Raw genomic sequence first — 25,679 nt, 5'->3', positions numbered from 1 at the left:
AATAGGAATCGATTATGAACGATAGCGAGTTTCACCAGTTGGCCGACCAACTGATGCTGAATATTGAACAGACCCTGGACGATTTTGACGGTGATGCGGATATCGATTACGAAACCAACGGCGGGGTGATGACGCTAAGCTTCGAAAACGGCAGCAAGATTGTGATCAACCGTCAGGAGCCGTTGCACCAGGTGTGGCTGGCCACCAAGGCCGGTGGCTATCACTTTACCTATCGTGACGAGAGCTGGCAGTGCGATCGCAGCGGCCGGGAATTTTATGAGTTGCTGAGCGAAGCGGCCAGCACACAGTCCGGCGAGACGGTCAGCTTTAGCTGAGTTTTGCAGAGGGGCGCAAGCTACCGCGCCCTCAAGCATTAATGCAGCTGGAACTGTTGCTTCAGAGGCTGTGCGGCATTGCCGTCGGCGACCGTGATACACAGGTTCGACAGCGCATTGCTGCGGAATGGGATCACCTGGGTACGGCCATCGATATGCACAATCTGATAGAACTGCGGCAGGTTGAAGTTGATAAAGCTGGAGCCGTAGGTAAAGCGATCGTGTGAGGAGGAATAGAAGCGGCTGACATCGCGCACCAACTCCTCTTTGCTCCCTTCACAATGGTGATACACCTCAACCCGGTTCGACTCATCCAGAATGTAAATGTTGAAGCCTTTATCATCCGTAGTGTCTTCAAAGAAGAACTGGATAATCCCCTCACTGGCAAAACCATCAACCACCGGTGGCAAATGCACCTGATCGGTTTCCACCTTGATCGACAGGCCATGCAGTTTGTTGTTGGAGATCGCCCCGTAGAACTCCACGGCGTTTTCCAGCTTCTGCACCGACACGCTCAGGCGTTCGAAGAACAGGCCCCAGGTTTGCCCGGCCACACGCACCGCTTTAAACCGGCCCGGCTCCAGGCGAGTGCTGGAAAGACGCAGCTCGATACACTCGGAAACCAGCTGTTGAATGCGGGTACGGATCAGGCCACGCAGGTGCTGGCTGTAACAGAACACCTCCACCGATTCCGGCGGTGCAGCATCCTGATGCATCTTGCCCAGAATGGTCTTCAACGCTTCAAGCACCGACTGCTCACCGCTGAAATGCAAGGTGCGCACTTCGTTCCATGAGTTGCGATACAGCAGATCGATACTGCCAACCAGGCATTGTTGCTGCTGGCCAAAGCTGAATACGTCCAGCTTGCGGAAATCGAAATGCACCACCTGATTACGGAAGGCCGCCGTCGGGTCGTTTTCCAGGTTGACGATAATCGCCAGATGGCGGATTTCGCACGGGCTGTAGAGCGCTTTCGGCGTCGGAGCGGCCAAGCGCAGCGGGAAATGGTGCGAAACGTCGGTAACCAGTTCCTGCAGCTTGGCGGTATCGCAGATATTGCCGCTCTTGATATGCAAGCGGGTGCGTGAAGTGAGCAGGCCATTGAAATAGGCCCAGGCCACCAGCTTGTTGAGATAGCGGTTATATTCCAGCGGTTGATGGCTGACGATCGAGCTCATCTCCGGTGCCTGGTTATACAGGTACCAGCCGGTGCGGTTGGCGCGGCCAATCGGCACGTGAATAAAGGTCAGGTCGTTTTCTGACAGGTCTGGTGAAATTTGCGGGTTCACCAGCGTCACCTTACCCGGCAGTGCCTCAAAGGCCGCGTACAGTTTACGGGTCAACACCCCGATATCCTGCGGGCTGGCACTGACGCTGAGATTGTTGCGGCGAGCAAAACGGATCAGGTTGCGATAACTTTGCATCATCGCATCCAGCAGTTCGTTATGGGCTTCGCGCACCCGTTCGATCTTCCAGTTAGCCCGGTTATCGAGGATCTCCAACCGCTCTTCGTCCCAGCCCCACTCGCTGACCAGTTGGCTGAGGATTTCCCGCCGCCAACCGATAGTGGCGTTGTTGGACTGCGACAGCTTCTCGCAGACCTTCAGATAGAAGCAGCGGCGAACCAGGTCAAGGCGGGTGGTATCGTTGATTTCAGTCAGGTAGTGGGTGACGCGCTCCAGCATCATGCAATAGGCATCAAGGCCGAAGCAGACGATCTCCCCCTGGTGCAGACGATGCTTGATCCCCATCGCCAGCAACTGAGTTTTCGGGTACTCCCATGAATAGGCTTCGAGCAGCAGCGTTTTCAGCACCGCCTTGTAGGGCGAATCGATGCTCTTATACAGCTGCCATAGGCTGGCACCGAAGTACTCTTCGGCAGAGAGCGTGCTCAATCCGCCGAGATCCAGCCACTCATTTGGGGTTAATACCCCCTGGGAATAGAGCGAAAGCACATATTCATCGTAATGCGCTTCCTCTTCGCCCGGCACCATGTTCCACAGGATACGTTTCCCTGCCAGGCGCACGGCCGTGCGGTAGAACTCATCAAGCAACAGAATATGTTGGGTTGAGCCGCAGTCTTCACCGCCCAGGCTGCCGCTTTCATTATGGCGGAAGCGGTTTTCGTCGATCAGGAAGAAGCTGACTTCCACCCCCATCGAGGCCGCCCATTTCTCGAGCAGGCTGCATTTTTGCTGCAGGCGGCTGCGTTCTTCGTTGTCTAACCAGGATTGGTGGCAAACCCAGATATCCAGATCCGAGGTGCAGCTCTGGCCGATCGAGGAGGTGCTGCCCATGGAATAAAGCGCCGTAATCGGCAGTTCGCCCGTGGCCATTTTTTCAAACGGGCTGCCCCATTTATCTTCTAAATCATTGAGATAAGCTTGTTGGGTTTCATCAGGCGTGTAGATACAGATGCCATGGGGAACGTTACCGTTGAGGTAGCCCGGCATCAGTGGATGATGGTGGTGCAATAAGGTAGGCAGCAGACTGTAGACCCGTTGGAACGCGGGCTTCATGGCCGCCAGGGCACGATCGACACGTAGTTGGTTGATCGCATCCAGTCTTTGTTTCAGTGTCTCGATGTAGAGGTACAAGACGTCTCGCCTGATTATCCCGATGCTTGAAAAAAACCCGTATTCCCGCTGCGTCTTTAGTTTAGAAGAATTTTTGACGACTTATTGCTGGAAACGTGATCAATCTAACACCTTGCTGATTGACCGTAAAGGAGGTAAAGCGACACACTTATCCTAGCGCTTCTATAAATGATTTACCCGCAGTGTGAACTGCCGCCAACTTCCCCTCACGCCCCTTTGATTCCGTTGTCCTTTCTCCGCCTGTGGCTTCTTGCACTGACAGTTTTGATCCTCAGTGGTAGGATGGACGGCGAATTATAAAAACGGTAACCAGCATGTTAGACAAAATTATTCGAATTGCCACCCGTCAGAGCCCACTTGCCCTATGGCAAGCACACTATGTTCAGCAGCGTCTGATGGCTAGCCATCCGGGCCTGCAGGTGGAACTGGTGCCTATGGTCACGCGCGGCGACATCATTCTGGATACGCCGCTGGCCAAGGTTGGCGGTAAGGGCCTGTTCGTCAAAGAGCTTGAGCTGGCTCTGCTGGAAGGCCGGGCAGACATTGCCGTGCACTCGATGAAAGACGTCCCCGTCGACTTCCCCGCAGGCTTGGGGCTGGTCACCATCTGTGAACGTGACGACCCGCGTGACGCTTTCGTCTCCAATCACTTTGCCTCGCTCGATCAACTGCCGCAAGGCAGCGTGGTCGGCACCTCCAGCCTGCGCCGTCAATGCCAGCTGCGTCGCCGTCGCCCGGATCTGATCGTGCGCGATCTACGAGGCAACGTCGGCACAAGGTTGGGTAAGCTGGATAACGGCGATTACGACGCCATTATTCTGGCCGTGGCCGGGTTAAAACGTCTGGGCCTGGAACAGCGTATCCGCTGCCCGCTGAGCGCCGAAGAATCCTTGCCCGCCGTCGGCCAGGGCGCGGTCGGTATCGAATGCCGCCTTGACGATGACGTCACCCGCGCTTTGCTGGCCCCTCTCAACCATCGCGAAACCGAAATTCGTGTCCGCGCCGAACGGGCGATGAACACCCGGCTGGAAGGGGGCTGCCAGGTTCCCATCGGCAGCTATGCCGAACTGGTAGGTGATGAACTGTGGTTACGTGCGCTGGTAGGTGCCCCCGACGGCAGCCAGATGGTATGCGGTGAACGCCGTGGCCCATCGGCACAAGCTGAGCAAATGGGTGTAGAACTGGCAGAAGAACTGTTGGCTGCCGGTGCCCGTGAGATCCTGCATGACGTTTATCAGGGAAATCCTCCTGCATGACTATTCTGGTAACCCGCCCTTCTCCCGCCGGGGAGCAACTGGTGAGCCGCCTGCGCGCACTTGGCCGGGTTGCCTTTCACGCGCCGCTGATCGACTTCGCCCCCGGTAACGATCTTGTCCGCTTACCTCAGGGGCTGGCAGAGTTGCAGGCGGGCGATCTGGTGTTTGCCCTGTCGCAGCACGCCGTCAGCTATGCCAGTTCGGTCATCAATCGTGCCGGGCTTCAATGGCCTGGCCAGTTGTCCTATTATGCTATTGGCCGCACTACCGCACTGGCAATGCATCGTATCAGCAGCCTGCCGGTAGACTATCCGCGTGAACGGGAAATCAGCGAAATGCTTTTGCTGCTGCCCGCGTTGCAACAGCTCTCCGGTAAACGGGCGTTGATCATGCGGGGCAACGGCGGCCGCGAGCTGCTAGGCGAGACGCTGGCTGAGCGAGGGGCAGCGGTAAGCTATTATGAATGTTATCAACGCAGCCCGGTGCATTATGATGGCAGTGAGCAAAGCGCCCACTGGCAACGTGCCGGTATCAATACGCTGGTAGTGACCAGCGGCGAAATGTTACAACAGCTCTATACTTTAGTTCCTGATTACTATCGCTCTTCGTGGCTGTTACGTTGCCGCCTGATAGTCGTCAGTGAACGTCTTGCTACCCTTGCCCAGGAGCTGGGTTGGAGCACGATTCGGGTAGCTGAAAACGCAGATAATGACGCGCTGATCCGCGCGCTACAATAACCTGACTATGGGATGTGCCACTATGACGGAACAAAACACTCCATCCGCCGCGGTTGAAGAATCAAACCCAGCGGTTGAGAGCCCCCAGCAGCCAGCCGCTGACCACCGGAAAGGTAAGAACACCGGCCCGGTATTGGGTGCGATTGCCATCGTGCTGGTCATCGCTCTGGGTGCTGGCGGCTATTATCACACGCACCAGCAGGCGCAGACCTTGATCGCCGCCAACCAGGCCTTGCAGCAACAGTTGGCAGAACTTAAGCAGAGCCAGCAGCAGGAAAAGAGCGCGCTGGAAGGCTTGCTGCAACAGCAGGGTAAGACGCTGGAGGCCACCGATCGCGAGCAAACCTCGCTGGTGCGTCAGCTCAATGAACTGCAAGATAAGGTTGCCACCATTTCCGGCAGCGATGCCAAAACCTGGCTGCTGGCACAGGCGGACTTCCTGGTGAAAATGGCAGGCCGCAAACTGTGGAGCGATCAGGATGTCACCACCGCGGCTGCGCTGCTGAAAAGCGCCGACGCCAGCCTGGCAGAAATGAACGATCCGAGCCTGATCGATATTCGCCGCGCCATCACCGAAGATGTCGGCACCCTCTCCGCCGTGGCGCAGATAGATTTTGACGGCATCATCCTGAAGGTCAACCAGCTGTCCAATCAGGTCGACGACCTGCGTCTGGCGGATAACAACCGTGACGAACGACCAATGGATGAAGACGACGGCGAGCTATCCAGTTCGTTGAGCGAATGGCGTCAAAACCTGACCAAGAGCTGGCACAACTTTATGGCGGACTTTATTACCATCCGCCGTCGCGATAGCAGTGCCGAACCGCTGCTGGCGCCGAATCAGGATGTCTACCTGCGTGAGAATATCCGTTCGCGCCTGCTGGTTGCCGCACAGGCGATCCCTCGTCATCAGAATGAAGTGTATAAACAGTCGCTGGAAACGGTTTCGACCTGGGTACGCGCCTACTTCGATACCACCGATCCGGCTACCAAGGCGTTCCTGGAAGAGTTGGACAACCTGAGCCAGCAATCGATCTCCATGGACGTACCGGGCCTGCTGAAAAGCCAGCCGATGCTGGAAAAACTGATGCAGACCCGGGTGCGTAATCTGTTGGCCCAGGCCCCTGCCACTCACCAGGAGGGATAAGCCATGTTACGCGTGTTATTCCTGTTTCTGGTGCTGATTGCCAGCCTGGTGCTGGGGCCGATGCTGGCCGGGCACCAAGGCTATGTGCTGATCCAGACCGACAATTACAACGTCGAAACCAGCGTCACCGGTCTGGTGATTATGGCGGTGTTGCTGTTCCTGGCGCTGTTTGTCATCGAATGGATCCTGCGCCGCGTCTTCCGCACTGGCGCGCGCACCCGTGGCTGGTTCCTTGGCCGCAAACGCAGCCGCGCCCGTAAGCAAACCAAAGCGGCGCTGATCAAACTGGCGGAAGGGGATTACAAGCAGGTAGAGAAACTGCTGACCCGCAATGCCGATCATGCCGAGCAACCGGTGGTGAACTACCTGCTGGCGGCGGAAGCTGCGCAACAACGTGGCGATGGCTTCCGCACCAATCAGTATCTGGAGCGTGCCGCAGAGGCTGCCGATACCGATCAGTTGCCGGTAGACATTACCCGCGTGCGTATTCAGTTGGCTCAGGGTGAAGCCCATGCGGCACGGCACGGCGTCGATAGCTTGCTGAACCAGGCACCGCGTCACCCGGAAGTGCTGCGGCTGGCGGAGCAGGCCTATCTGCGCACCGGAGCTTATGCCTCACTGCTGGAAATTCTGCCTTCGATGAGCAAAATCAACCTGCACAGCGAAGAAGAGCTACAGGCTTTACAGCAGCAGGCCTATATCGGCCTGATGAACCAGGCCATGGCCGATGAAGGCAGTGAAGGGTTGAAGCGCTGGTGGAAAGATCAGAGCCGTAAAATCCGCCACGAAATCCCGCTACAGGTAGCGATGGTGGAACATCTTATTGAGTGTAATGACCATGAACTGGCACAAAGCATTGTGCTCGACGGTCTGAAGCGCCAATACGACGAACGGTTGGTGTTGTTGATCCCACGTATCAAGTCTGGCAACCCGGAACAGTTGGAAAAAGCGTTACGCCAACAGATCAAGCAGCATGGCGCGACGCCGTTGCTTAACAGCACGCTGGGTCAGTTACTGATGAAGCACGGTGAATGGCAGCAAGCCAGTGATGCGTTCCATGCAGCACTGCAACAGCGGCCAGATGCCTACGACTACGCCTGGTTGGCAGATGCGTTGGATAAGCTGCACCGCAGCGACGAAGCCACACAGATGCGCCGTGAAGGGCTGATGTTAACGCTCAAGCAAAACGGCGAGTAACCTCCCCGGTTGGCTTGTCAGGGCTCAGCATGCCGTGCTGGGCCCTTTTTTTGCCTGAAACTTTCCTTGGGGCAAAAAAAAACACTTGCCGCGAGACAAGTGTATAAAAGAAGCAATCAGGTCTAGGACAACTGGGGTGGTGCCTCACTCAACGTTTTGCCCGGAGTGTGATGAAGCCGTTGCAAGCAACCCTTTCATCGTTCAGGTGGGCAATAGGCACCCTAAAATCGGCTCTGCATCATTCCTGGGTTTATGAGGCCTAAGGCGAACATAAGAAGTGGAATGAGCATCTACGATAGAGATATTGCACTTGGCGTGCCAACTTTTGACTACTGAGTGCCAACAAGCAAAAAATAAAATCATCATATTGAATTTAAACGATTTAAAATTATCTTCATTAACCCCTCTGATTTTTCCCGCCTGTTCGCTGCTATTTGCCCCTCTACGGATCCTGTCGCCTTAAAACGACGGGTTAATGAGAAGTCTTTTTTATTGATTAAAATCATTAGGTTAAATGTCTCAAACTGACGACAACAGGCATGCCCATAAAGGACAAAAGGAGACAGGTTGAAATTTCGTAGGGTTTGCCAAGATAAAGCCGCTCGATAAAACGACTCACGGCAAAATAAAACGTCGGTTTAATATTTTTGTGAGATGCATCACAAAATACTTGATCGCTTTGCCGGCCAGGTGTAGCCTGTTTGTGTGACGTGAATCACACTATTAATCACTCTCTGGGGACTGCCACTATGAAACTGATCAACAAAATCATCACCGCTTTCAACAACGTAGACTTCTCATTCGGCACCATCAATCTCTGATTGCCGACGTAACGCCTGCCTGAAATAAAACGACTGTTATCTGGGGCAAGAACGGCATGATGCCGATATGCTCCAGAAGTCGTTGCATTGTTTATCCTCCATTTTGCACCCTACCATTTTTCCAGCGCTTATCTCTGCTTCCTTCTGATCATTCCCTTGTAAGGCCAGCTCTAAAGTTGTCTGCTTCCCCTCACCCCAACCCTCTCCCAAAGGGCGAGGGGGCTGCCCTGAGCCCTTGATTAGCTCGTGCGGCTTCGGAAAGTGATGTAAGAAGGAGAAAGGCAAGGTATTCAACGAACTCGATCGTGCGGCTTCGGAAAGTAATGTAAGAAGGAGAAAGGCAAGGTATTCAACGAACTCGATCGTACCGCTTCGGAAAGTGATAAGAAGAAAGTCCGGGTAATACGCAGAGAAATCAACGAGCTCGATCGGTCCCCTCTCCCTGTGGGAGAGGGTTAGGGTGAGGGGCCAGCACGATATCTCAGGTATCGAACGCCCACCCTTTCCGCCAGTATAAAAAGCAAAAAACCCGCTCATTGCTGAACGGGTTGCTGAACGGGCGCGGCATGCAGCGCCCCTATAATAGACGTAAAAAAGCCCGCTTTAAAAGCGGGCTTTCTTGAAATTGGTCGGCGAGAGAGGATTCGAACCTCCGACCCACTGGTCCCAAACCAGTTGCGCTACCAAGCTGCGCTACTCGCCGATTTCTTGTTGCTGATACTACCGAACTTTCCAGCCTATGTCTATGTAAATATTAAATTTATCAGACATTTTGTGTGTGGTGCGAAGAGAGGGACTTGAACCCTCACGTCCGTAAGAACACTAACACCTGAAGCTAGCGCGTCTACCAATTCCGCCACCTTCGCACTGTCACAAAACAGCTTTCAATTCTTTTACTTTACCCTAGGTAAAGTGGGGTGGCTAATGGGGCTCGAACCCACGACAACTGGAATCACAATCCAGGGCTCTACCAACTGAGCTATAGCCACCATAACTACTTTATCTACTGCTTACTTCACGCGGTAATCATACCACCGCAGCTCCTGCGCACAAAATTAATGGCGCGCCCGACAGGATTCGAACCTGAGACCTCTGCCTCCGGAGGGCAGCGCTCTATCCAGCTGAGCTACGGGCGCGTAGCGCCGTTGCGGGTGGGGATACTACGGTTTTATGCCCATCCTGTCTAGTGCTTTTTCTAAGAAATGTTGAGTTCGCTGACCCTTTGCTCACTCTTGCAGCAGAAAGGGCCCGACAAGGCCCTTTTCTTAAGCTTAGCGCTGACTTTCTGTCCGCTTTTCAGGCTGATGATGGACTTTGTGCATACCGAATACAAAGTAGCACAGGCTCACCGCAGCCAGGAAAATCATCCCCACCACCAACGAAATCCGCGTATCCGGATTGATCCCCATGCCAACCAGCACACAAATCAGGAAAGCGATGGTCAGGTAGTTCATGTAAGGGAACATAAATGACTTGAAGCTGTGAGTCTTCATCGCTTCTTTATGGGCACGGCGGAAGTAGATCTGGCTGATCAGCACCACAAACCACGGCATCATGCCCGGCAGCACGCTGGCGCTATAGACATAGACGAACACCTGCTGAGGATTGGGAATAACGTAGTTCAGCGCCGATCCCACCAACAGGCAGATAATGGTAATGGCAATACAGTTGACCGGTACGCCGCTGGCAGAAAGCCTGGTCAATGCCGCAGGCAGTTGGCGGTTCTTGGCCAAGGCATACAGCATGCGGCCGCCACTATACATGCCGCTGTTGCAGCCGGAGAGCGCGGCGGTCAACACCACAAAGTTGATGATACCTGCGGCGGCGACAATACCAATCTTGGCAAAGGTCAGCACAAACGGACTGCCTGCGGTGCCGATACCGTTCCAAGGGAAGATGGTGACAATCACGAAGATGGCACCGACATAGAAAATCAGGATGCGCCACAGGATGTTGTTGATCGCACGTTTGAGCGTTACCTGCGGGTTTTTGGCTTCCCCGGCGGTAATGCCGACCAGTTCAACCCCTTGGTAAGAAGCCACTACGATACACAAGGCAAACAGGAAGCCTTTCCAGCCACCGGCAAAGAAGCCGCCGTGAGCCGTCAGGTTGGCAAAGCCCGTCGGCTGCCCGCCGTTACCGAAGCCGAAGAAGATCACCCCCAAGCCCACCAGGATCATCACGATAATGGTGGTGACCTTAATCATGGCAAACCAGAACTCCAGCTCACCGTACAGGCGCACCGCCGCCAGGTTGGCTAACGCGACCATGGCGACCGCAATTAACGCAGGCAGCCACTGCGGTATCTCTGGGAACCAGAACTGCACATAGACGCCGATAGCCGTGATTTCCGATATTCCCACGGCGAGCCACATAAACCAGTAGCCCCAGGCGGTGAGATAGCCGAAAAAGGGGTTCATGTATTTGTGCGCATAGACGGCGAAAGAGCCCGCCACCGGCTCCAGGAACAGCATCTCCCCCATCGAACGCATGATGAAGAATACAAACAGGCCAGCGATGATATAGGCCAGCAGCACCGAAGGCCCTGCCCATTTCAACGTACTGGCCGATCCCATAAACAGACCTACGCCGATCGTGCCACCCAGGGCGATCAGCTCTATATGTCGCGCTTCTAACCCGCGATGTAAACCCGGTGGCTTTTCTTTGCTTGCCATAAATCCTCAGTCATATTTTTTATGATGTTGTTTGCCTGCCGATCGGTGCCGGTCATTATTGTTTTAGACAAGTTGAGTGTCATTCATCCCCCACCGGGCAAAACGGAACTTAAGCAGTCATCCGCACCATTTAATTGCGGAGAAGTGCCGCTGCGGCCTGGGGAAATTTTCGGGCGCTATGGTTTCGCATTTTGCCGCCATAAGCAAACCGCAAATTAAAACCTTATGGAATAAGTGACGAGGGAATGATTAACCGAGGTTATAGCTTTGACCACGTTATGGCCGATAGGGAGATTATTTGCGCAAGACAGACGCTGGAGCAACGGAGGGGCTGCTCCAGCCGAAGGATCACATCTTGCCGGTATAGTAATAACCGACGAACTTGAGTAGCCGAAGCTGGCGGCGTATACGGCTCGGCTGGCTGAGCAGGCGGTAGAGCCACTCCAGGCCCAGATTCTGCCACACCTTGGGCGCGCGCTTCACATGGCCGGTAAACACGTCATAGGTGCCGCCAACCCCCATATACAGCGCCTGTGGATGCACCTTGCGGCAATCCCGCATCAGGATTTCCTGCTTGGGCGATCCCATTGCCACGGTCACGATAGCCGCGCCGCTGGCACGAATGCGTTCAAACAAGGCATCCCGCTGTTCCGGCTTGAAGTAGCCATCCTGGCTGCCTACCAGATTCACACTCCACTGACTACGCAGCTTCTGCTCGGTCTCTGCCAGCACCGAAGGCTTACCGCCAACCAGAAACACCGGCGTGCCTTCCTGACCCGCGCGCTGCATCATGGCTTCCCACAGATCGGCCCCGGCCACGCGCGACACTTCCGCGCCAGGATACTTGCGGCGGATGGAGCGCACCATGCTGATGCCATCGGCATATTTATACTCAGCCTCATCCAACAGGGCATGCAGCGCCGGATCGGTTTCCGCATTGAGGATTTTCTCGGCGTTCATCGCCACCAGGGTGCCTTGCTTGACCCTGCCACCGTCGAACAGAAAATCCATACACTGCGCCATGTTGCGAAAGCCCCACAGGCTGAAACCGCGCAGCTCATACTTGGGAACCGAAATGTTTGCTTCCATTGTCACTATTACCTTGGCACAAGGGAGTTGGCTACGGGAGCCAACGCGCGCTTGCGCATAATTCGAGTCTTGATAAGCCCGGCAGCATCAAACAGCCAGTACAGTAATTTTGCCAATACCAGGCAGGCACCAAAAATGATGCAGAAGAACACCACGCGTGAGACAAAAGAATCTACCCCCTCACGCGCCAGCACGATGATATTAAACACCGCACCAAAGCAGAACCCTTGCAAAATCGCCGCCTTAAAGCGGTTCTGTTCGCTTTTGCCCAGCTCATACAGCCAGTCGAACCACTTGATGATCAGGCCCACCACAATGGCGCCCAGCGGGATAAACAGCACCCCGCCCATCACCACCAGCGAACCAATCAGCGTTGGGGAAATCGCCAGCCCGGAATGGTTGTCCAGCACTTCCCAGGTAAAGTAGTTGGCGGTATTCAGCACCAGATCCGGCCGCCCCGGCCACAACCAGGCAGGGATAAAGACATAGAAATCACGCACGATCGGGGCCAGCCCCTGGAAATCGATCTTGTCGTAATTTTGCAGCAGCAGCCCCAGGTTCTCCCACGGCGAGAAGGTATCACGGGTCAGATACAGGAAAGTGTAGAACGCTTCCGGGCCGCTGACATCCAGGCTATAGCGCTTCAGCGCCAGCCAGAACATGCCGACAATGCCGAACACCCCGGCGGCCACCAGCATCCACAGCGAGATCCAACCGCGCACAATGCCGATAAACAGGAATAGAGCGAACGCGATGATGATGTTGGCACGGGTACCGCCCACGATCACGTAGGTCAGAATGCCGAACGCAACAGTGGCCGCCAGGAAGAAGAACCAGGCACGCAAATCCTGCTTCAGGAAATAGACCACCAGCATCGCCGGGATGAAGAAGTAGAAGAAGCGCTTGAGCGCCACCCCTGACACATCGCTGGAGAAGATTTGGCTGTAGGAGTTGAGCTTGAACAGCAGGAAGCCGTTCTGCATAAAGAAGATGCCCACGGTGCCGATCGCCACCAGCGCCAGCAATATCCAGGTGATATGCGTCTCTACCCGGTTCATGGTGAACACTGGCTTATGCGGCTGGCTGCTACGCTTACGCAACCGCGTCTTGTAGCTGACGTAGTAAATCGCGTAGAAGGCGGTGGCAGAAAGAATGGCATACAGCAGGAACTCAACCGGCACCACGGCTACGTCAAACTGGAACACCAGCAGGCAGGTCAGCGGGAAGCCAAAGTAAAACGTCAGCAGATAGAGCAAGGAAAAGAAGACGTTAAAGTTGAAGCGGACACGCCGAAACTCCTGATAGGTCAGGGTCAGCACAAACAGCGCCCCGATCAGATAGACGACAAACAGCCCGCCAAACTGTGCCAGCGTCATGGATTTTCTCCCGCCGCCAACGCCAATGCCTGCTGCCAGCCATCCACATAGTTCGGATTGAAAAAGGCGATGGACTGTTTATCCAGCGTTGCCAGTTGGCGCTGTGATTCGCGCACCACGGCTTCATCCAGCGAGTCGCCATAGAACAGCACCGGCAGATGCTGTTCTGCCAGGTCCTGCCAGAACGGGTTCTTGCGGCTGAGGACAAAAGGTACGCCAAACTGAATCAACAGGCACAGCGTACCGATCCCCTGCTGGCGGTCGAAAATGAAGTAGCCGAGATCGCACTCACGCAGGATATTGAGATAATCGTCAAACGCCACCTGCTGTGTCAGCAGTTGCAGGTTCTGCTCGGAGAACAACTTCAGGCCAGCCGCGCGCACCTGGGCAATATAGGCGTCGTTATTGGCTGGATAGCCCATCGGCAAAATCACCCGCACCTTGTCACCAAATTGCTGATGGATCGCCTGCAACGCCTCAATATGGCGGTTGGTGGTATCGCCAGAGTTGCCTACCAGGATGGTCATCGGCCCAGCCAGGTTCTTTTCGACTTCGATACCCGTCAAGGCAGGATCCATCCGCGTAGGGAAATACAGCAGCGAGGCCGGAACGCGTGCGTGCCGCTGCTGGTAGTGGATCAGGTCGCCTCGGGTGGCAAATACGTGGCCAACCCGCCCTTGGGCAATGCGGCGCAGCACGTAGAACAGGCGATATTTCCAACTGGTGGCGTTTTCATACAGATCGGCCCCCCAGATATGCCAGCTCACCTGGCGCGGCTTGATCTTGCCGCTCAGCAAGGCCAGCCACAGCGCCGCGTTAAACTGGCCATGCAGGAACAGGCGGGTGTCACGGTTGGCCTTGGCACGGGCAATCACTGCCTCTGCGAGGCTCTTTTTGCCGGGGAAAGCCTCGATGGTCAGTTTGGGAAAGTGGCCCAACGCGGCCACGTCTTTGGCTGCCACCATGAAGTGACACACTTGTTCTGCGGGCAGGCGTTCGGCCAGCACGTCATTAAAGAAGCGCAGCACCGTCTGATTATGATGCGGGATATCAGATCCCAGTACGTGGATTAGTATGGTCATACTCGTCTACGATAAAGAATAAATACGCAGCTACAGAGCGCAAAATACACGATGTAGGTTGCCATATAGGCCTGTGCCGCCCCTAATGCGCCATGCAGCGGGATCAGCCAGTGCGAGAACAGCGTCAGCAAGGCAAACTGGCTGACCTCTGTCAGAATATAAAAACGGAGCGACGCCTTGGCGATCACCAGGTAACCGAAGACGTAGGCCCCGACTTTCAGCACGTCCCCCACCAGTTGCCAGGCAAACAGATCGCGCATGGCAACGAACTTCTCAGAGAACAGCAGCCAGATGGCGAAGTCACGCAGCAGCCAGACGGTAAAGCTGGCAGCGGCGACCGCAGGCAGCACAAACTTCAGCGAGCGCACGATCTCCCGCGAAATGGCGCTTTTCTCTTGCAGGCGCGACAGCGTTGGCAGCAGATAAACGGTGAAAGAAGCGGTAATAAACTGCAGGTAGGCATCAGAGATACTGCTCACCCCTTGCCAGATCCCCACTTCGTCCCAGCCGTAATGCTCCGCCAGCAGGTTACGCATCATTACATAGGCGACAGGCAAGGTCACGGAGGTGATCAGCGCCATCAGGGTAAACTTACCGAGATGGCTGGCTAGCGCCTTGTCCCAGGCCAACGCCAAATAGCGCAGCGGCATCGCCTTGCGCCGCCACAGCATGAAACCGGCAGGCAGCACCACCAGGGCAGGAACCAGAGCCAGCCCGGCCAACGCGCCTTCATAGCCGCCCAGCTTAAAGCATAGCGTAAAGGCTACCACGCCGATCAGGCTACCGGCGATCACCGCCAGCGCGTTACCCATCGCATCGCGATAACCTTTGAGGATCGCCAGGAACAGGTTGGCGTAGGCAATCCCCATCTGGATAAACGCCACAGCACGCACCACGTTCACATAGTCGCTATGGCCGAACAACCCACGGCTGATCGGCTCGGCAGCAAACAGGAACACCAGCGCCAGCAGGGTTGAGAAACCCAGCACGATGCTGGACGCGGTACCCACCGCCATCCGCAACCGCTGCGGATCCTGATGGTACTCCGCTACATACTTGGTGATACCGTTAAAAATCCCGGCACCCGACAGCACGCCCAACACGGTGATCAACTGGCGGAAGTTACCCGCCTGCCCGACCCCGCTGGGGCCGAAGGCCACCGCCAGCATTTTTACCACCAGCAACCCCACGCCGATCTTGATCAGCGTGGAGCCCGCGGTCCAAATCGATGCTTTTGCCAGAGACATATCAGGCGAGGAAGCTCAGGATGGTATTGATTACCGTACGTTGATTGACGTCTGACATGTTAAAGAACAGCGGCAGACGCACCAGGCGCTCGCTCTCTTTGGTGGTGAAGCGATCTTCGCCGGAGAAACGGCCAAACTTCTCACCCGCCGGGCAGGCGTGCAGTGGGATGTAGTGGAACACCGACATGATTTCGGCTTCTTTCAGGTAGTCGATAAACGCGGTGCGATCCTGCACGTCTTTCAGCTTGATGTAGAACATATGGGCGTTATGCACGCAGTTGGCCGGAATGACCGGCAAGGCGATACGCCCCGCAGCCGCCAACGGTTTCAATGCATCGTAATAGTTCTGCCACAGCTTCAGGCGGCGCTGGTTGATCGTTTCGGCGGCTTCCAGCTGCGCCCACAGATAAGCGGCTTGCAGATCTGACATCAGATAGCTGGAACCAATATCGCGCCAGGTATATTTGTCCACCTGACCACGGAAGAACTGGCTGCGGTTGGTGCCTTTTTCACGGATCACTTCGGCACGATCGATCAGGGCCGGGTCGTTAATCAGCGTCGCGCCACCTTCACCGCCAGCGGTGTAGTTTTTGGTCTCATGGAAGCTGAAGCAGCCGATATGGCCGATGGTCCCCAAGGCTTTGCCTTTATAGGTCGACATCACGCCCTGCGCAGCATCTTCTACCACCATCAGGTTGTACTTCTTCGCCAACGCCATGATGGTGTCCATTTCGCAGGCTACGCCAGCGTAATGCACCGGCACGATGGCACGGGTTTTATCGGTGATCGCCGCTTCAATCTTGGTTTCATCGATGTTCATGGTGTCTGGACGCAGATCGACAAACACCATCACCGCCCCGCGCAGCACAAAGGCGTTAGCGGTGGATACGAAGGTGTAGCTCGGCATGATCACTTCATCACCCGGCTGGATATCCAGCAGGATGGCGGCCATTTCCAGTGACGCGGTGCAAGACGGCGTCAGCAGCACTTTCGGACAGCCGAAATGCTGTTCCATCCACTGCTGGCAGCGACGGGTAAAACCACCGTCACCACAGAGTTTGCCGCTGCTCATCGCAGCCTGCATATAATCGAGTTCCGTGCCAACAACCGGTGGAGCGTTAAATGGGATCATGTAAACCTCTATAGAACCAATACGCGGTGCTTTCTAGGGTGGCACCGTGCCGTTGATAGAGCCGTAACGCGGCAATATTACTTATCTGAGTCGCGATCCGCAGGCGCTGCAGCCGTTGCTGCTGGCACCAGGCGATCGCGGCGGTCATCAGCCGAGAACCGGTCCCTTTACCTTGTACACCTGGGAATGCCGCCAGCAGGCCGATACGCGCCTCTTGCTGGCCGATATCACGCAGGCTGACAAACCCTTCTGGCTCCCCATCGCTGCCCAGCACAAGCAGGCACTGATGGTCAAACGTCCCCTGCACCGCTTTTTCAATCCAGGTGGCGTAAAAACGCCCGCTGTCCTGCGGCTGATACCAAGGCGCGCGAAAACGGCTGGCGGCAAAAACCTTGGCCGCCACCGAGCGCAACAGTGGAATATCTTCAGGCTGGGCGATGCGCATGGCCGGTAAATTCAATGCACAATCTGTGCCAATTGCCAGGGCAAAGTCCACTTCGCCCTCAACCAGCCGAAATCCCTCGCCAGCCAAACCATCGGCCAAGTCCAGCCGCTGGGCCGGGATCTTGGCCTGAACCAGCGCAAACGCATCCAGTTCAGCTACCGTAAGCGCAGGAGCCGCATCGTCAAAATGCAGTTTGGCGCTAGTGAGTTGGAAATACTCGCTTTCCCAGCCCAAAGGCTCAATATTGGCGTGGACGGACATGCAGTAAATCCAGTAAGTATTTGCCATAGCCGGTTTTGGCTAACGCCTGCGCCGAGCGTCTTACGCCGTCATCATCCAGCCAGCCGTTACGCCAGGCGATCTCTTCCAGACAGGCAATCTTGAACCCCTGGCGCTTCTCTACCGTCTGCACAAAGGTACTGGCTTCGATCAGGCTGTCGTGGGTGCCGGTATCGAGCCAGGCAAAACCACGCCCCAGCAGCTCGACGCTCAGTTCGCCACGCTCCAGATACATCTGGTTGATACTGGTGATTTCCAGCTCGCCGCGTTCGGAAGGCTTCACCTGCTTGGCGAAATCCACCACCTGGTTGTCATAGAAATAGAGACCGGTGACCGCCCAGTTGGACTTCGGCTTAAGCGGCTTTTCTTCAATCGACAGCGCGCGGAAGTTATCGTCGAACTCCACTACGCCAAAACGCTCTGGGTCCATGACCTGGTAACCGAATACCGTGGCACCTTTCAGATCCTGAACCACGCTTTTCAGTTTCGGGCTGAAGCCCTGGCCGAAGTAGATATTATCGCCCAGCACCAGGCAGCACGGCTCGCCGCCGATAAACTCTTCGCCGATCAGGAAGGCCTGTGCCAACCCGTCCGGGCTCGGTTGTTCGGCGTAGCTGAGGTTGATGCCAAACTCTTCACCGCTGCCCAGCAAACGGCGAAACGAGGGCAGATCTTCAGGCGTAGAGATAATCAGAATATCGCGGATCCCGGCCAGCATCAGCACCGAGAGCGGATAGTAAATCATCGGTTTATCGTAAATGGGCAGCAACTGCTTGGAGACGCCGCGAGTGATCGGGTGTAAACGCGTCCCCGACCCGCCGGCTAGAATAATACCTTTCATCATGACTCCTGAACTTCCGCTAGCCGCACGGCGCTTATAGCCTTCCGTGCGTTTACCTAGATAGGATTATTGGTTTAGCCCTAAACGCTCGCCTGCATAGGAACCGTCTTGCACGCGGCGCCACCAGGTTTCATTGTTCAGATACCAGGAAACCGTCTTGCGGATGCCGCTTTCAAAGGTTTCCTGTGGGCGCCAACCCAGTTCACGTTCAATTTTGCCCGCATCGATGGCATAGCGCATATCGTGGCCTGGGCGATCTTTGACGTAGGTGATCAGATCGCGATATTTCGCCACGCCCTGCGGTTTGTTCGGTGCCAGCTCTTCCAGCAGATCGCAGATGGTCTGTACCACTTCGATGTTTTTGCGCTCGTTGTGGCCGCCGATGTTATAGGTCTCCCCTATCACACCTTCTGTCACCACCTGATATAACGCCCGCGCATGGTCTTCTACAAACAGCCAGTCACGCACCTGCGCACCGTCGCCGTAGACCGGCAGCGGTTTGCCGGAGATGGCATTAAGGATCACCAGCGGCACCAGCTTCTCTGGGAAGTGGTAAGGGCCGTAGTTGTTGGAGCAGTTGGTCACGACGGTAGGGAAGCCGTAGGTACGCAGCCAGGCGCGCACCAGGTGGTCGCTCGATGCTTTGGAGGCAGAATACGGGCTGCTTGGCGCGTAAGGCGTGGTTTCGGTAAACAGATCGTCGGTGCCGTGCAGGTCGCCATACACTTCATCAGTAGAAATATGATGGAAGCGGAAAGCCTGCTTTTTCTCTGCCTCAAGAGCCTGCCAATAATGGCGGGCAGCCTCCAGCATGGTGTAAGTGCCCACGATGTTGGTTTCGATAAAGGCAGCCGGGCCGTCAATCGAGCGGTCAACGTGGCTTTCTGCTGCCAGGTGCATCACGAAATCCGGCTGGTACTGCGCAAATACGCGGTCCAAAGCGGCACGGTCGCAGATATCAACCTGCTCGAAAGCATAGCGCTCGTTGTCCGCCACGCCCGCCAGCGACTCCAGGTTACCGGCATAGGTGAGCTTATCAACCACCACCACGCTATCGCGGGTCCCCTCGATGATATGTCTTACCACGGCAGAGCCGATAAATCCGGCCCCGCCGGTGACCAAAATACGTTTCAACGCCAGACTCCTTTGGTGTCCACGATCCAGGACTGCTTAATCTCTTCCGGCCTGATGGCCTTGAATTCTTTATGATCGACCAGCATCACGATCACATCCGCCTGCTGTAGGGCTTCAGGCAGTTTTTTCAGCGTAACGTGGCCCGCCAGTGACTTCGGCAATTGCTCAACGTTAGGCTCGACCGCCAGGGTTTCACCTACATGCCAATCGGCAATCAGGTGGGCTACTTCAACCGCCGGGCTCTCACGCAGGTCGTCGATATTAGGTTTGAACGCCAGACCGAAGCAGGCAATTTTCACTTCAGAAGCGCGCTTGTTAGTAGCCGCCAGGCAATCTGCCACAGCTGCCTTGACTTGATCGACCACCCAGAGCGGTTTGCCGTCGTTGACCAGGCGCGCAGTATGGATCAGACGAGCCTGCTGCGGGTTCTGCGCCACGATGAACCAAGGGTCAACGGCGATACAGTGCCCGCCCACGCCAGGACCAGGTTGCAGAATGTTGACGCGCGGATGGCGGTTAGCCAGACGGATCAGTTCCCACACGTTAATACCCTGCTCGGCACAGATCAGCGAAAGCTCGTTGGCAAACGCGATGTTAACGTCGCGGAAGCTATTTTCCGTCAGTTTGCACATCTCGGCGGTGCGCGAGTTGGTGATCACACACTCACCTTCGAGGAAAATCTTGTACAGCGCGCTGGCGCGCTCGGAGCATTTTGGCGTCATCCCGCCAATCACGCGGTCATTCTGGATCAGCTCAACCATCACCTGCCCGGGCAACACGCGCTCAGGACAGTAGGCAATGTTCACGTCGGCCTGCTCACCGGCATCCTGCGGGAAGCTCAGATCGCTACGCGCCTCTGCCAGCCAGAGTGCCATCTGCTCGGTAGCGCCCACCGGTGAAGTAGACTCCAGGATCACCAGGTCGCCCTTTTTCAGTACCGGTGCCAATGACTTGGCAGCGGCTTCAACATAGGCCAGATCGGGTTCGTGATCCCCTTTGAACGGCGTTGGTACGGCGATCAGGAACGCATCGGCCGCCAGCGGTTTCGTCACCGCCTGCAGATAACCGCCTTCTACCGCTTCTTTTACCACGCGATCCAAATCAGGTTCGACGATGTGGATGGCACCGCGGTTAATGGTATCTACCGCGTGCTGGTTAACATCTACGCCCACCACTTTTTTCTTGCGGGAAGCAAACGCCGCCGCCGTTGGCAAACCGATATAACCCAGGCCAATAACTGAAATAGTGTTAAAACTCATAGTGTCACCTGATGATTCTTTAAAGCTTCGAGGATACGTTGGCAGGCATGCCCGTCACCGTATGGGTTATGCGCCCGGCTCATGGCGTGGTATTCGCCTTCGTCTGTCAATAACCGGGTTACCGCATCAACAATTTTAGCTACGTCCGTTCCCACCAGCTGTACCGTACCGGCATCGACCGCTTCTGGCCGCTCGGTGGTATCACGCATCACCAACACCGGTTTACCCAGCGATGGCGCCTCTTCCTGAATGCCGCCCGAGTCGGTCAGGATCAGATAAGATCGCGTCATCAGATAGACAAACGGCAGGTAATCCTGCGGATCGATCAGAATGATGTTATCGATCCCCTTCAAAATACGGTTGACCGGCTCGCTGACGTTCGGATTGAGGTGCACCGGATAGACCACCTGCACTTCAGGATGCTGAAGGGCAATCTCGGCCAAGGCGCTACAGATGCGCTCGAACCCACCGCCGAAGCTTTCGCGGCGGTGCCCAGTCACCAGGATCAGCTTTTTGTTGGCATCCAGGAAAGGATAACGCTGGTCAAGGCTGCTGCGCAGCTCTGGGTTGTGCATGATGCGGTCGCGCACCCACAGCAATGCATCGATCACGGTGTTGCCGGTGACGAAAATATGGTCGTCCCGCAGCGATTCACGTAACAGGTTCTGCCGTGAATTTTCGGTTGGCGAGAAGTGATACATCGCCAAATGCCCCGTCAACTTGCGGTTGGCCTCTTCAGGCCACGGAGAATAGAGATTACCGGTACGCAGACCCGCTTCCACATGCCCCACCGGGATACGCTGATAAAACGCCGCCAGGCTGGTCGCCATGGTGGTCGTTGTGTCACCGTGAACCAACACCACGTCCGGCTTGAAGTCCTCCAGTACGCCTTTGATCCCTTCCAGAATGCGGCAGGTGATTTCACTCAGCCCCTGGCCCGGTTTCATAATATTCAGGTCGTAATCCGGTACGATTTCAAACAAACGCAGTACCTGATCCAGCATCTCGCGATGCTGTGCCGTAACGCAGACTCTTGACTCAAAGGCATCATCCTGAGCCAGAGCATGTACCAGAGGTGCCATTTTGATGGCTTCCGGTCTGGTGCCAAAAACAGTCAACACTTTCACAGCGAATCTCTTTTGGTCGGTGAAGTGCAGGCGAACCTGCAAAGTTGGGCACTCGGTGCCCAACAGCGAAATTATTATATTATTAATTAACTACGTGGCCGGCGTACCAAGGCAACGCCCGCACCAATCAGGCCACCGATTGCGCCCCACATAATCAGCCAGAATACCCGGCGTGGGCTATCACGTTTCACCGGCTCTTCCGGCGTACGTAAATAGCGGTAGGTCTGGAATTTGGCATCCAACGTCGGGCCGACGTTCAAGGTTGCCAGCATGGCCCGGTTCTGATCGTAACTCACATCGTAAGCCGGGCCGGAAGCCTGTAAACCTTCCAGGCGCGCCTGCAGCATGGGTTTACCCAGCAGGAACAGATCGGAGTCTGGCAGTTGTTCGGCTGGCGTATCGGTCTGCGTACGGCTAATCCCCTGCTGCTCGGCGATTTTCAGCGCCTGCTGCACGGTCTTGAGCTCACGCTGATAAACCGCATCGGCCACTGCTTCCTGGCGTTTGACCTGTGCACTCATCGAGGTGGTACGCGCCGACCAGGCTCCCTGGATCTCTTCATTCAGATGCTGCGCCGCACGGTGGCTGGCAAAGGCAACATACTGACGCAGCAGATGGTTGGAGTCTGGCGCAGTCTCGGCGGTCAGTTTCACGCTGTCATTCAGCACTTTTTTGTCGTCACGCGGCGTGAACTGGATATTGTTAATCAGGTCATCAAGCAACGCCGCATCGGCACGGGCATCCCCTTCCTGGCGCTGCTTGTAGTAATCGCTTTGCAGCCAGAAATCACGGCGCGTGTCATAGGCGGCCAACTGCATGATAAATTCATTATAGGCTTCATCGGCGATGCCTGGCTGATCGCTGGCAACCGCAGGCAGCGTCCGCTGATCCAGGTTACGCAGGAACTGCTGCTGAGAGTAATATCCCCCCAGCGCATTCACCGTTGGCTTATCGGTGATCGCCGTGGCGCTCCACTCCTGTTTCACCAGGTAGGAAACGATCAGCGCAACGGCAGCAAACAACACCGCGAAACCGATAATCCATTTTTTGCCGCGCCACAGGGTGCAGCATAGACCGCGGATATCGAGTTCGTTATCGACCACCGGGGTATTCTTGTCAGACGTTGTTTCAGGATTCATCACTGCCCTAAAGCCTCAGGTTAAGGTACTTGCTTATTGTTCGTTGCATTCCGCAGGCGGCGCTTGAGACGTTTGATATAACGCGCGACCCGCCATGCACGTTTAATGCAATAGCCATACAAGAAGAATGCAAGCAAGAATAATGCCAACATAACCCATTCAGGTATGAAAGTCAGACGTTCGCCTATCACGCCAACCGCCGCCAACAGCGCTGCGGCCAAGGTGATGAGCACAAAAGCCTGACGAGGCGTAAAGCCCGCTCGCATAATCAAATGGTGGATGTGTTGACGGTCTGGCGAGAACGGGCTCATGCCCTTACGCAGACGGCGATACATGATGGCAATCATATCCATCAGCGGGATGGCGATAATCCACAGCGCGGTGACCGGTTTGATCGGATGGTTTGGCCCTTGCGAGCTTTGCACCAGCAGCCAGATGGCGGTAAAACCGATCAGCGTACTGCCGGCGTCGCCCATAAAGACCTTATAGCGACGGCCAAGGATGCCGAGGTTGAGCAGAATGTAGGGAACAATGGCCGCCAGCATCGCGAAGCACCAGAAGGCAAGCTCGCTATGGCCGCCTTGATACAGCAGGATCCCCATCGCGCCGAACGACACGCAGGAGAGACCGCCGAGCAGGCCGTCGATACCGTCGACCATGTTAAAGGCGTTAATCGCCGCCCAAACGGCAAACAGCGTCACCAAATAGCCAAACGGCCCCAACTGCATTTCCCAGCCACCAAACACATAGCCGAGGCTGCGCAGATAAAGGCCGGCAAACACCATCATGGCGATGCCGACCAGTGCCTGAATGGTGGCGCGGATCTTGACGCTGATATCAAAGCGATCGTCCAGCGCCCCGACGAATACCAGGACACCGGCGCAGGTGAGATAGAGTTTGCTGTGCGCAATCGTCTGGTCGGTGATCAGGAAGGCAAAGCAGATGCCAGCGTAAACAGAAATCCCACCCACCAACGGGATCAGCCCCTGATGACGTTTGCGGTAATTAGGCTTATCAACCAAACCAATAGGTTTTGCTGCCTTGCGAGCAACAAATAAAAAAGCCAGAGAAAACAGAAAAACAAAAAGAATTTCAGTACTCATAGTGAGTAAGTTCACGGTTAACAAATCTCTGAAGAAGATGAGGCAGCTTAACATGGGTAAAAAACCGCGCCACATGACCAAGCGACCTTTCAGTCATTTCCTATGACATAGACACTTATCAATGCCCAAAACGTGTCTTGCTTCAACGCATTAACGCAAAAAACAGGCGCAAATAAGATAAGTTCTCAATAAGTCACAAGAATAACTTACTTTCCTTTACTGTTACTTATCGTATCCGCCAAAAGCAAAAAACGCCACGACTAGGCGTGGCGTTCCTCGAATATTTTACTTATTTATGAGCGTTTCATCATGTCGAAGAATTCATCGTTGGTTTTGGTCATCGCCAACTTGTTAATGAGGAACTCCATCGCGTCGATCTCGCCCATTGGGTGAATGATCTTGCGCAGGATCCACATCTTCTGCAGTTCTTCAGAGGTGGTGAGCAACTCTTCTTTACGCGTACCGGAACGGTTGTAATCGATAGCTGGGAACACGCGCTTCTCGGCGATTTTACGCGCCAGATGCAGTTCCATGTTACCCGTACCTTTAAACTCTTCGTAGATCACTTCGTCCATCTTCGAACCGGTATCGACCAGTGCGGTAGCGATGATGGTCAGGCTGCCGCCTTCCTCAACGTTACGAGCCGCACCGAAGAAACGCTTCGGACGATGCAGGGCGTTGGCATCCACACCACCGGTCAGCACTTTGCCTGAGGCAGGTACTACGGTGTTGTAGGCACGCGCCAGACGGGTGATGGAGTCCAGCAGGATGATCACGTCTTTTTTGTGTTCGACCAGGCGCTTGGCCTTCTCGATCACCATTTCGGCAACCTGTACGTGGCGGGATGCGGGTTCGTCAAAGGTAGAGGCGATCACTTCGCCTTTTACCAGACGTTGCATCTCGGTCACTTCTTCCGGACGTTCGTCGATCAGCAACACCATCAGCACGCAGTCTGGATGGTTGTATGCGATGCTCTGCGCAATGTTTTGCAGCAGCATGGTTTTACCGGCTTTCGGCGGTGCCACAATCAGGCCACGCTGGCCACGACCGATTGGCGCTGCCAGATCCAGTACGCGAGCCGTCAGATCTTCGGTAGAGCCGTTGCCGCGCTCCATACGCAAACGTGAGTTGGCGTGCAGCGGCGTCAGGTTTTCGAACAGGATCTTGTTACGGGCGTTTTCCGGTTTGTCGTAGTTGACTTCGTTAACTTTCAACAGGGCAAAATAGCGCTCGCCTTCTTTTGGCGGACGAATCTTACCGGAAATGGTGTCACCTGTGCGGAGGTTGAAGCGGCGGATTTGGCTGGGAGAAACGTAGATATCGTCGGGGCCTGCGAGGTAGGAACTGTCTCCGGAACGGAGGAAACCAAATCCATCCTGCAATATCTCCAGCACGCCATCACCGAAGATATCTTCTCCGCTTTTCGCATGTTGCTTGAGTATAGAGAAGATAATGTCCTGTTTGCGCAGGCGGGCCAGGTTTTCCAGCCCCATATTTTCGCCGAGAGTAATCAGCTCAGAAACCGGCGTATTCTTTAATTCGGTAAGATTCATAGTGGGGGTTCTTAAACTCGGGGTGTGTCTCGAACTAGTATCGTGAATGGTATGGCAGCGTGTTATACCCATTACCTTTCAAGCTACAACGTGAAATTCATAGGGTAT

20 protein-coding genes and 4 tRNA genes are annotated in these 25,679 nt (G+C 55.3%); 5 read left to right on the top strand and 19 right to left on the bottom strand.

The genetic code is table 11. The annotated features are described in order from the left end of the window. The first annotated feature begins 14 nt into the window (after positions 1-14). Positions 15-335, top strand: a complete 321-nt coding sequence (cyaY, locus tag WN53_RS09320) for an iron donor protein CyaY (RefSeq protein ID WP_024484168.1) — start codon at positions 15-17, stop codon at positions 333-335. Positions 336-373: 38 nt separating this feature from the next. Here cyaY and WN53_RS09315 read toward each other — a convergent pair whose 3' ends face one another. Further along, on the bottom strand, positions 374-2,932 hold the full coding sequence (locus WN53_RS09315) for a class I adenylate cyclase (RefSeq protein WP_024484169.1): 2,559 nt from the start codon (positions 2,930-2,932) through the stop codon (positions 374-376). 314 nt (positions 2,933-3,246) lie between these two features. On the opposite strand from WN53_RS09315, the gene hemC reads away from it, so the two are divergent. From hemC to hemY, 4 genes are read left to right on the top strand one after another with little or no spacing between them, the layout of a single operon-like run. Next, on the top strand, positions 3,247-4,188 hold the full coding sequence (gene hemC / locus WN53_RS09310) for a hydroxymethylbilane synthase (protein WP_024484170.1): 942 nt from the start codon (positions 3,247-3,249) through the stop codon (positions 4,186-4,188). Further along, entirely contained in the window at positions 4,185-4,925 is a 741-nt protein-coding gene (gene hemD / locus WN53_RS09305) for a uroporphyrinogen-III synthase (protein WP_024484171.1), read from the top strand. The genes hemC and hemD overlap by 4 nt, the downstream gene beginning before the upstream one ends. 22 nt (positions 4,926-4,947) lie before the next feature. Beyond that, positions 4,948-6,072, top strand: coding sequence for a uroporphyrinogen-III C-methyltransferase (gene hemX / locus WN53_RS09300; protein ID WP_024484172.1), 1,125 nt, complete (start codon positions 4,948-4,950; stop codon positions 6,070-6,072). Positions 6,073-6,075: 3 nt separating this feature from the next. Beyond that, complete coding sequence (hemY, locus tag WN53_RS09295) at positions 6,076-7,269, top strand: protoheme IX biogenesis protein HemY (RefSeq protein WP_024484173.1); 1,194 nt, start codon at positions 6,076-6,078, stop codon at positions 7,267-7,269. 1,447 nt (positions 7,270-8,716) lie between these two features. Here the strand turns inward: hemY and WN53_RS09285 are convergent. From WN53_RS09285 to rho, 18 genes are all read right to left on the bottom strand, one after another. Continuing rightward, a tRNA-Pro gene (locus WN53_RS09285) sits at positions 8,717-8,793 on the bottom strand. Positions 8,794-8,869: 76 nt separating this feature from the next. Then, a tRNA-Leu gene (locus WN53_RS09280) sits at positions 8,870-8,956 on the bottom strand. Between the two features lie 47 nt (positions 8,957-9,003). Further along, positions 9,004-9,079, bottom strand: a tRNA-His gene (locus WN53_RS09275). A 70-nt stretch (positions 9,080-9,149) separates the two neighbouring features. Beyond that, a tRNA-Arg gene (locus WN53_RS09270) sits at positions 9,150-9,226 on the bottom strand. A gap of 135 nt (positions 9,227-9,361) precedes the next feature. Beyond that, positions 9,362-10,765, bottom strand: coding sequence for a bifunctional threonine/serine APC transporter ThrP (gene thrP, locus WN53_RS09265; protein ID WP_024484175.1), 1,404 nt, complete (start codon positions 10,763-10,765; stop codon positions 9,362-9,364). Positions 10,766-11,113: 348 nt separating this feature from the next. After that, positions 11,114-11,854, bottom strand: coding sequence for a lipopolysaccharide N-acetylmannosaminouronosyltransferase (gene wecG / locus WN53_RS09260; RefSeq protein ID WP_024484176.1), 741 nt, complete (start codon positions 11,852-11,854; stop codon positions 11,114-11,116). A gap of 8 nt (positions 11,855-11,862) precedes the next feature. Beyond that, positions 11,863-13,230, bottom strand: a complete 1,368-nt coding sequence (gene wzyE, locus WN53_RS09255) for an ECA oligosaccharide polymerase (protein ID WP_024484177.1) — start codon at positions 13,228-13,230, stop codon at positions 11,863-11,865. Next, positions 13,227-14,312: a TDP-N-acetylfucosamine:lipid II N-acetylfucosaminyltransferase gene (locus tag WN53_RS09250; RefSeq protein WP_024484178.1), complete on the bottom strand. Its 1,086-nt coding sequence runs from the start codon at positions 14,310-14,312 to the stop codon at positions 13,227-13,229. The genes wzyE and WN53_RS09250 overlap by 4 nt, the downstream gene beginning before the upstream one ends. Continuing rightward, positions 14,309-15,559, bottom strand: coding sequence for a lipid III flippase WzxE (wzxE, locus tag WN53_RS09245; protein WP_024484179.1), 1,251 nt, complete (start codon positions 15,557-15,559; stop codon positions 14,309-14,311). Before wzxE ends, WN53_RS09250 begins: the two co-directional genes overlap by 4 nt. A gap of 1 nt (position 15,560) precedes the next feature. Beyond that, positions 15,561-16,691, bottom strand: a complete 1,131-nt coding sequence (gene rffA, locus WN53_RS09240) for a dTDP-4-amino-4,6-dideoxygalactose transaminase (protein WP_024484180.1) — start codon at positions 16,689-16,691, stop codon at positions 15,561-15,563. Beyond that, entirely contained in the window at positions 16,678-17,397 is a 720-nt protein-coding gene (gene rffC / locus WN53_RS09235; RefSeq protein ID WP_024484181.1) for a dTDP-4-amino-4,6-dideoxy-D-galactose acyltransferase, read from the bottom strand. The genes rffA and rffC overlap by 14 nt, the downstream gene beginning before the upstream one ends. Further along, entirely contained in the window at positions 17,375-18,256 is an 882-nt protein-coding gene (gene rfbA / locus WN53_RS09230; protein ID WP_024484182.1) for a glucose-1-phosphate thymidylyltransferase RfbA, read from the bottom strand. The genes rffC and rfbA overlap by 23 nt, the downstream gene beginning before the upstream one ends. A 66-nt stretch (positions 18,257-18,322) precedes the next feature. Continuing rightward, the gene (gene rffG, locus WN53_RS09225) at positions 18,323-19,390 is read right to left on the bottom strand and encodes a dTDP-glucose 4,6-dehydratase (protein WP_037411850.1); all 1,068 of its coding nucleotides are present in this window, start codon (positions 19,388-19,390) and stop codon (positions 18,323-18,325) included. After that, a complete protein-coding gene (gene wecC, locus WN53_RS09220) occupies positions 19,387-20,649 on the bottom strand; it encodes a UDP-N-acetyl-D-mannosamine dehydrogenase (RefSeq protein WP_024484184.1) in 1,263 nt (420 codons plus the stop codon). Before wecC ends, rffG begins: the two co-directional genes overlap by 4 nt. Further along, positions 20,646-21,776 (bottom strand): non-hydrolyzing UDP-N-acetylglucosamine 2-epimerase, encoded by a 1,131-nt coding sequence (gene wecB, locus WN53_RS09215; protein WP_024484185.1) that lies wholly within the window; start codon positions 21,774-21,776, stop codon positions 20,646-20,648. The genes wecC and wecB overlap by 4 nt, the downstream gene beginning before the upstream one ends. An 86-nt stretch (positions 21,777-21,862) precedes the next feature. Continuing rightward, positions 21,863-22,915 carry an ECA polysaccharide chain length modulation protein gene (gene wzzE, locus WN53_RS09210; protein ID WP_037411855.1) on the bottom strand — a complete coding sequence of 351 codons (1,053 nt, stop codon included), beginning with the start codon at positions 22,913-22,915 and terminating at the stop codon, positions 21,863-21,865. Between the two features lie 20 nt (positions 22,916-22,935). Continuing rightward, entirely contained in the window at positions 22,936-24,033 is a 1,098-nt protein-coding gene (gene wecA / locus WN53_RS09205; RefSeq protein ID WP_024484187.1) for a UDP-N-acetylglucosamine--undecaprenyl-phosphate N-acetylglucosaminephosphotransferase, read from the bottom strand. Between the two features lie 278 nt (positions 24,034-24,311). Further along, entirely contained in the window at positions 24,312-25,571 is a 1,260-nt protein-coding gene (gene rho, locus WN53_RS09200) for a transcription termination factor Rho (RefSeq protein ID WP_021181558.1), read from the bottom strand. Positions 25,572-25,679 lie beyond the last annotated feature (108 nt).

It is taken from the genome of Serratia fonticola (assembly GCF_001006005.1).
Lineage (GTDB): Bacteria > Pseudomonadota > Gammaproteobacteria > Enterobacterales > Enterobacteriaceae > Chania > Chania fonticola.
Note: the sequence above shows the minus strand (reverse complement) of the source record. Positions and strands in the feature narration are given on the sequence as shown.

Excerpts from the sequence above, each read along its gene's own strand:
- wecG (WP_024484176.1), bottom strand. The coding sequence starts at position 11,854 with ATGGAAGCAAACATTTCGGTTCCCAAGTATGAGCTGCGCGGTTTCAGC.
- hemC (WP_024484170.1), top strand. The coding sequence starts at position 3,247 with ATGTTAGACAAAATTATTCGAATTGCCACCCGTCAGAGCCCACTTGCC.
- hemY (WP_024484173.1), top strand. The coding sequence starts at position 6,076 with ATGTTACGCGTGTTATTCCTGTTTCTGGTGCTGATTGCCAGCCTGGTG.
- rffA (WP_024484180.1), bottom strand. The coding sequence starts at position 16,691 with ATGATCCCATTTAACGCTCCACCGGTTGTTGGCACGGAACTCGATTAT.
- wzyE (WP_024484177.1), bottom strand. The coding sequence starts at position 13,230 with ATGACGCTGGCACAGTTTGGCGGGCTGTTTGTCGTCTATCTGATCGGG.
- rfbA (WP_024484182.1), bottom strand. The coding sequence starts at position 18,256 with ATGAAAGGTATTATTCTAGCCGGCGGGTCGGGGACGCGTTTACACCCG.
- thrP (WP_024484175.1), bottom strand. The coding sequence starts at position 10,765 with ATGGCAAGCAAAGAAAAGCCACCGGGTTTACATCGCGGGTTAGAAGCG.
- wzxE (WP_024484179.1), bottom strand. The coding sequence starts at position 15,559 with ATGTCTCTGGCAAAAGCATCGATTTGGACCGCGGGCTCCACGCTGATC.
- cyaY (WP_024484168.1), top strand. The coding sequence starts at position 15 with ATGAACGATAGCGAGTTTCACCAGTTGGCCGACCAACTGATGCTGAAT.
- hemX (WP_024484172.1), top strand. The coding sequence starts at position 4,948 with ATGACGGAACAAAACACTCCATCCGCCGCGGTTGAAGAATCAAACCCA.
- hemD (WP_024484171.1), top strand. The coding sequence starts at position 4,185 with ATGACTATTCTGGTAACCCGCCCTTCTCCCGCCGGGGAGCAACTGGTG.
- wecC (WP_024484184.1), bottom strand. The coding sequence starts at position 20,649 with ATGAGTTTTAACACTATTTCAGTTATTGGCCTGGGTTATATCGGTTTG.
- rffC (WP_024484181.1), bottom strand. The coding sequence starts at position 17,397 with ATGTCCGTCCACGCCAATATTGAGCCTTTGGGCTGGGAAAGCGAGTAT.
- rho (WP_021181558.1), bottom strand. The coding sequence starts at position 25,571 with ATGAATCTTACCGAATTAAAGAATACGCCGGTTTCTGAGCTGATTACT.
- WN53_RS09250 (WP_024484178.1), bottom strand. The coding sequence starts at position 14,312 with ATGACCATACTAATCCACGTACTGGGATCTGATATCCCGCATCATAAT.
- wzzE (WP_037411855.1), bottom strand. The coding sequence starts at position 22,915 with ATGAATCCTGAAACAACGTCTGACAAGAATACCCCGGTGGTCGATAAC.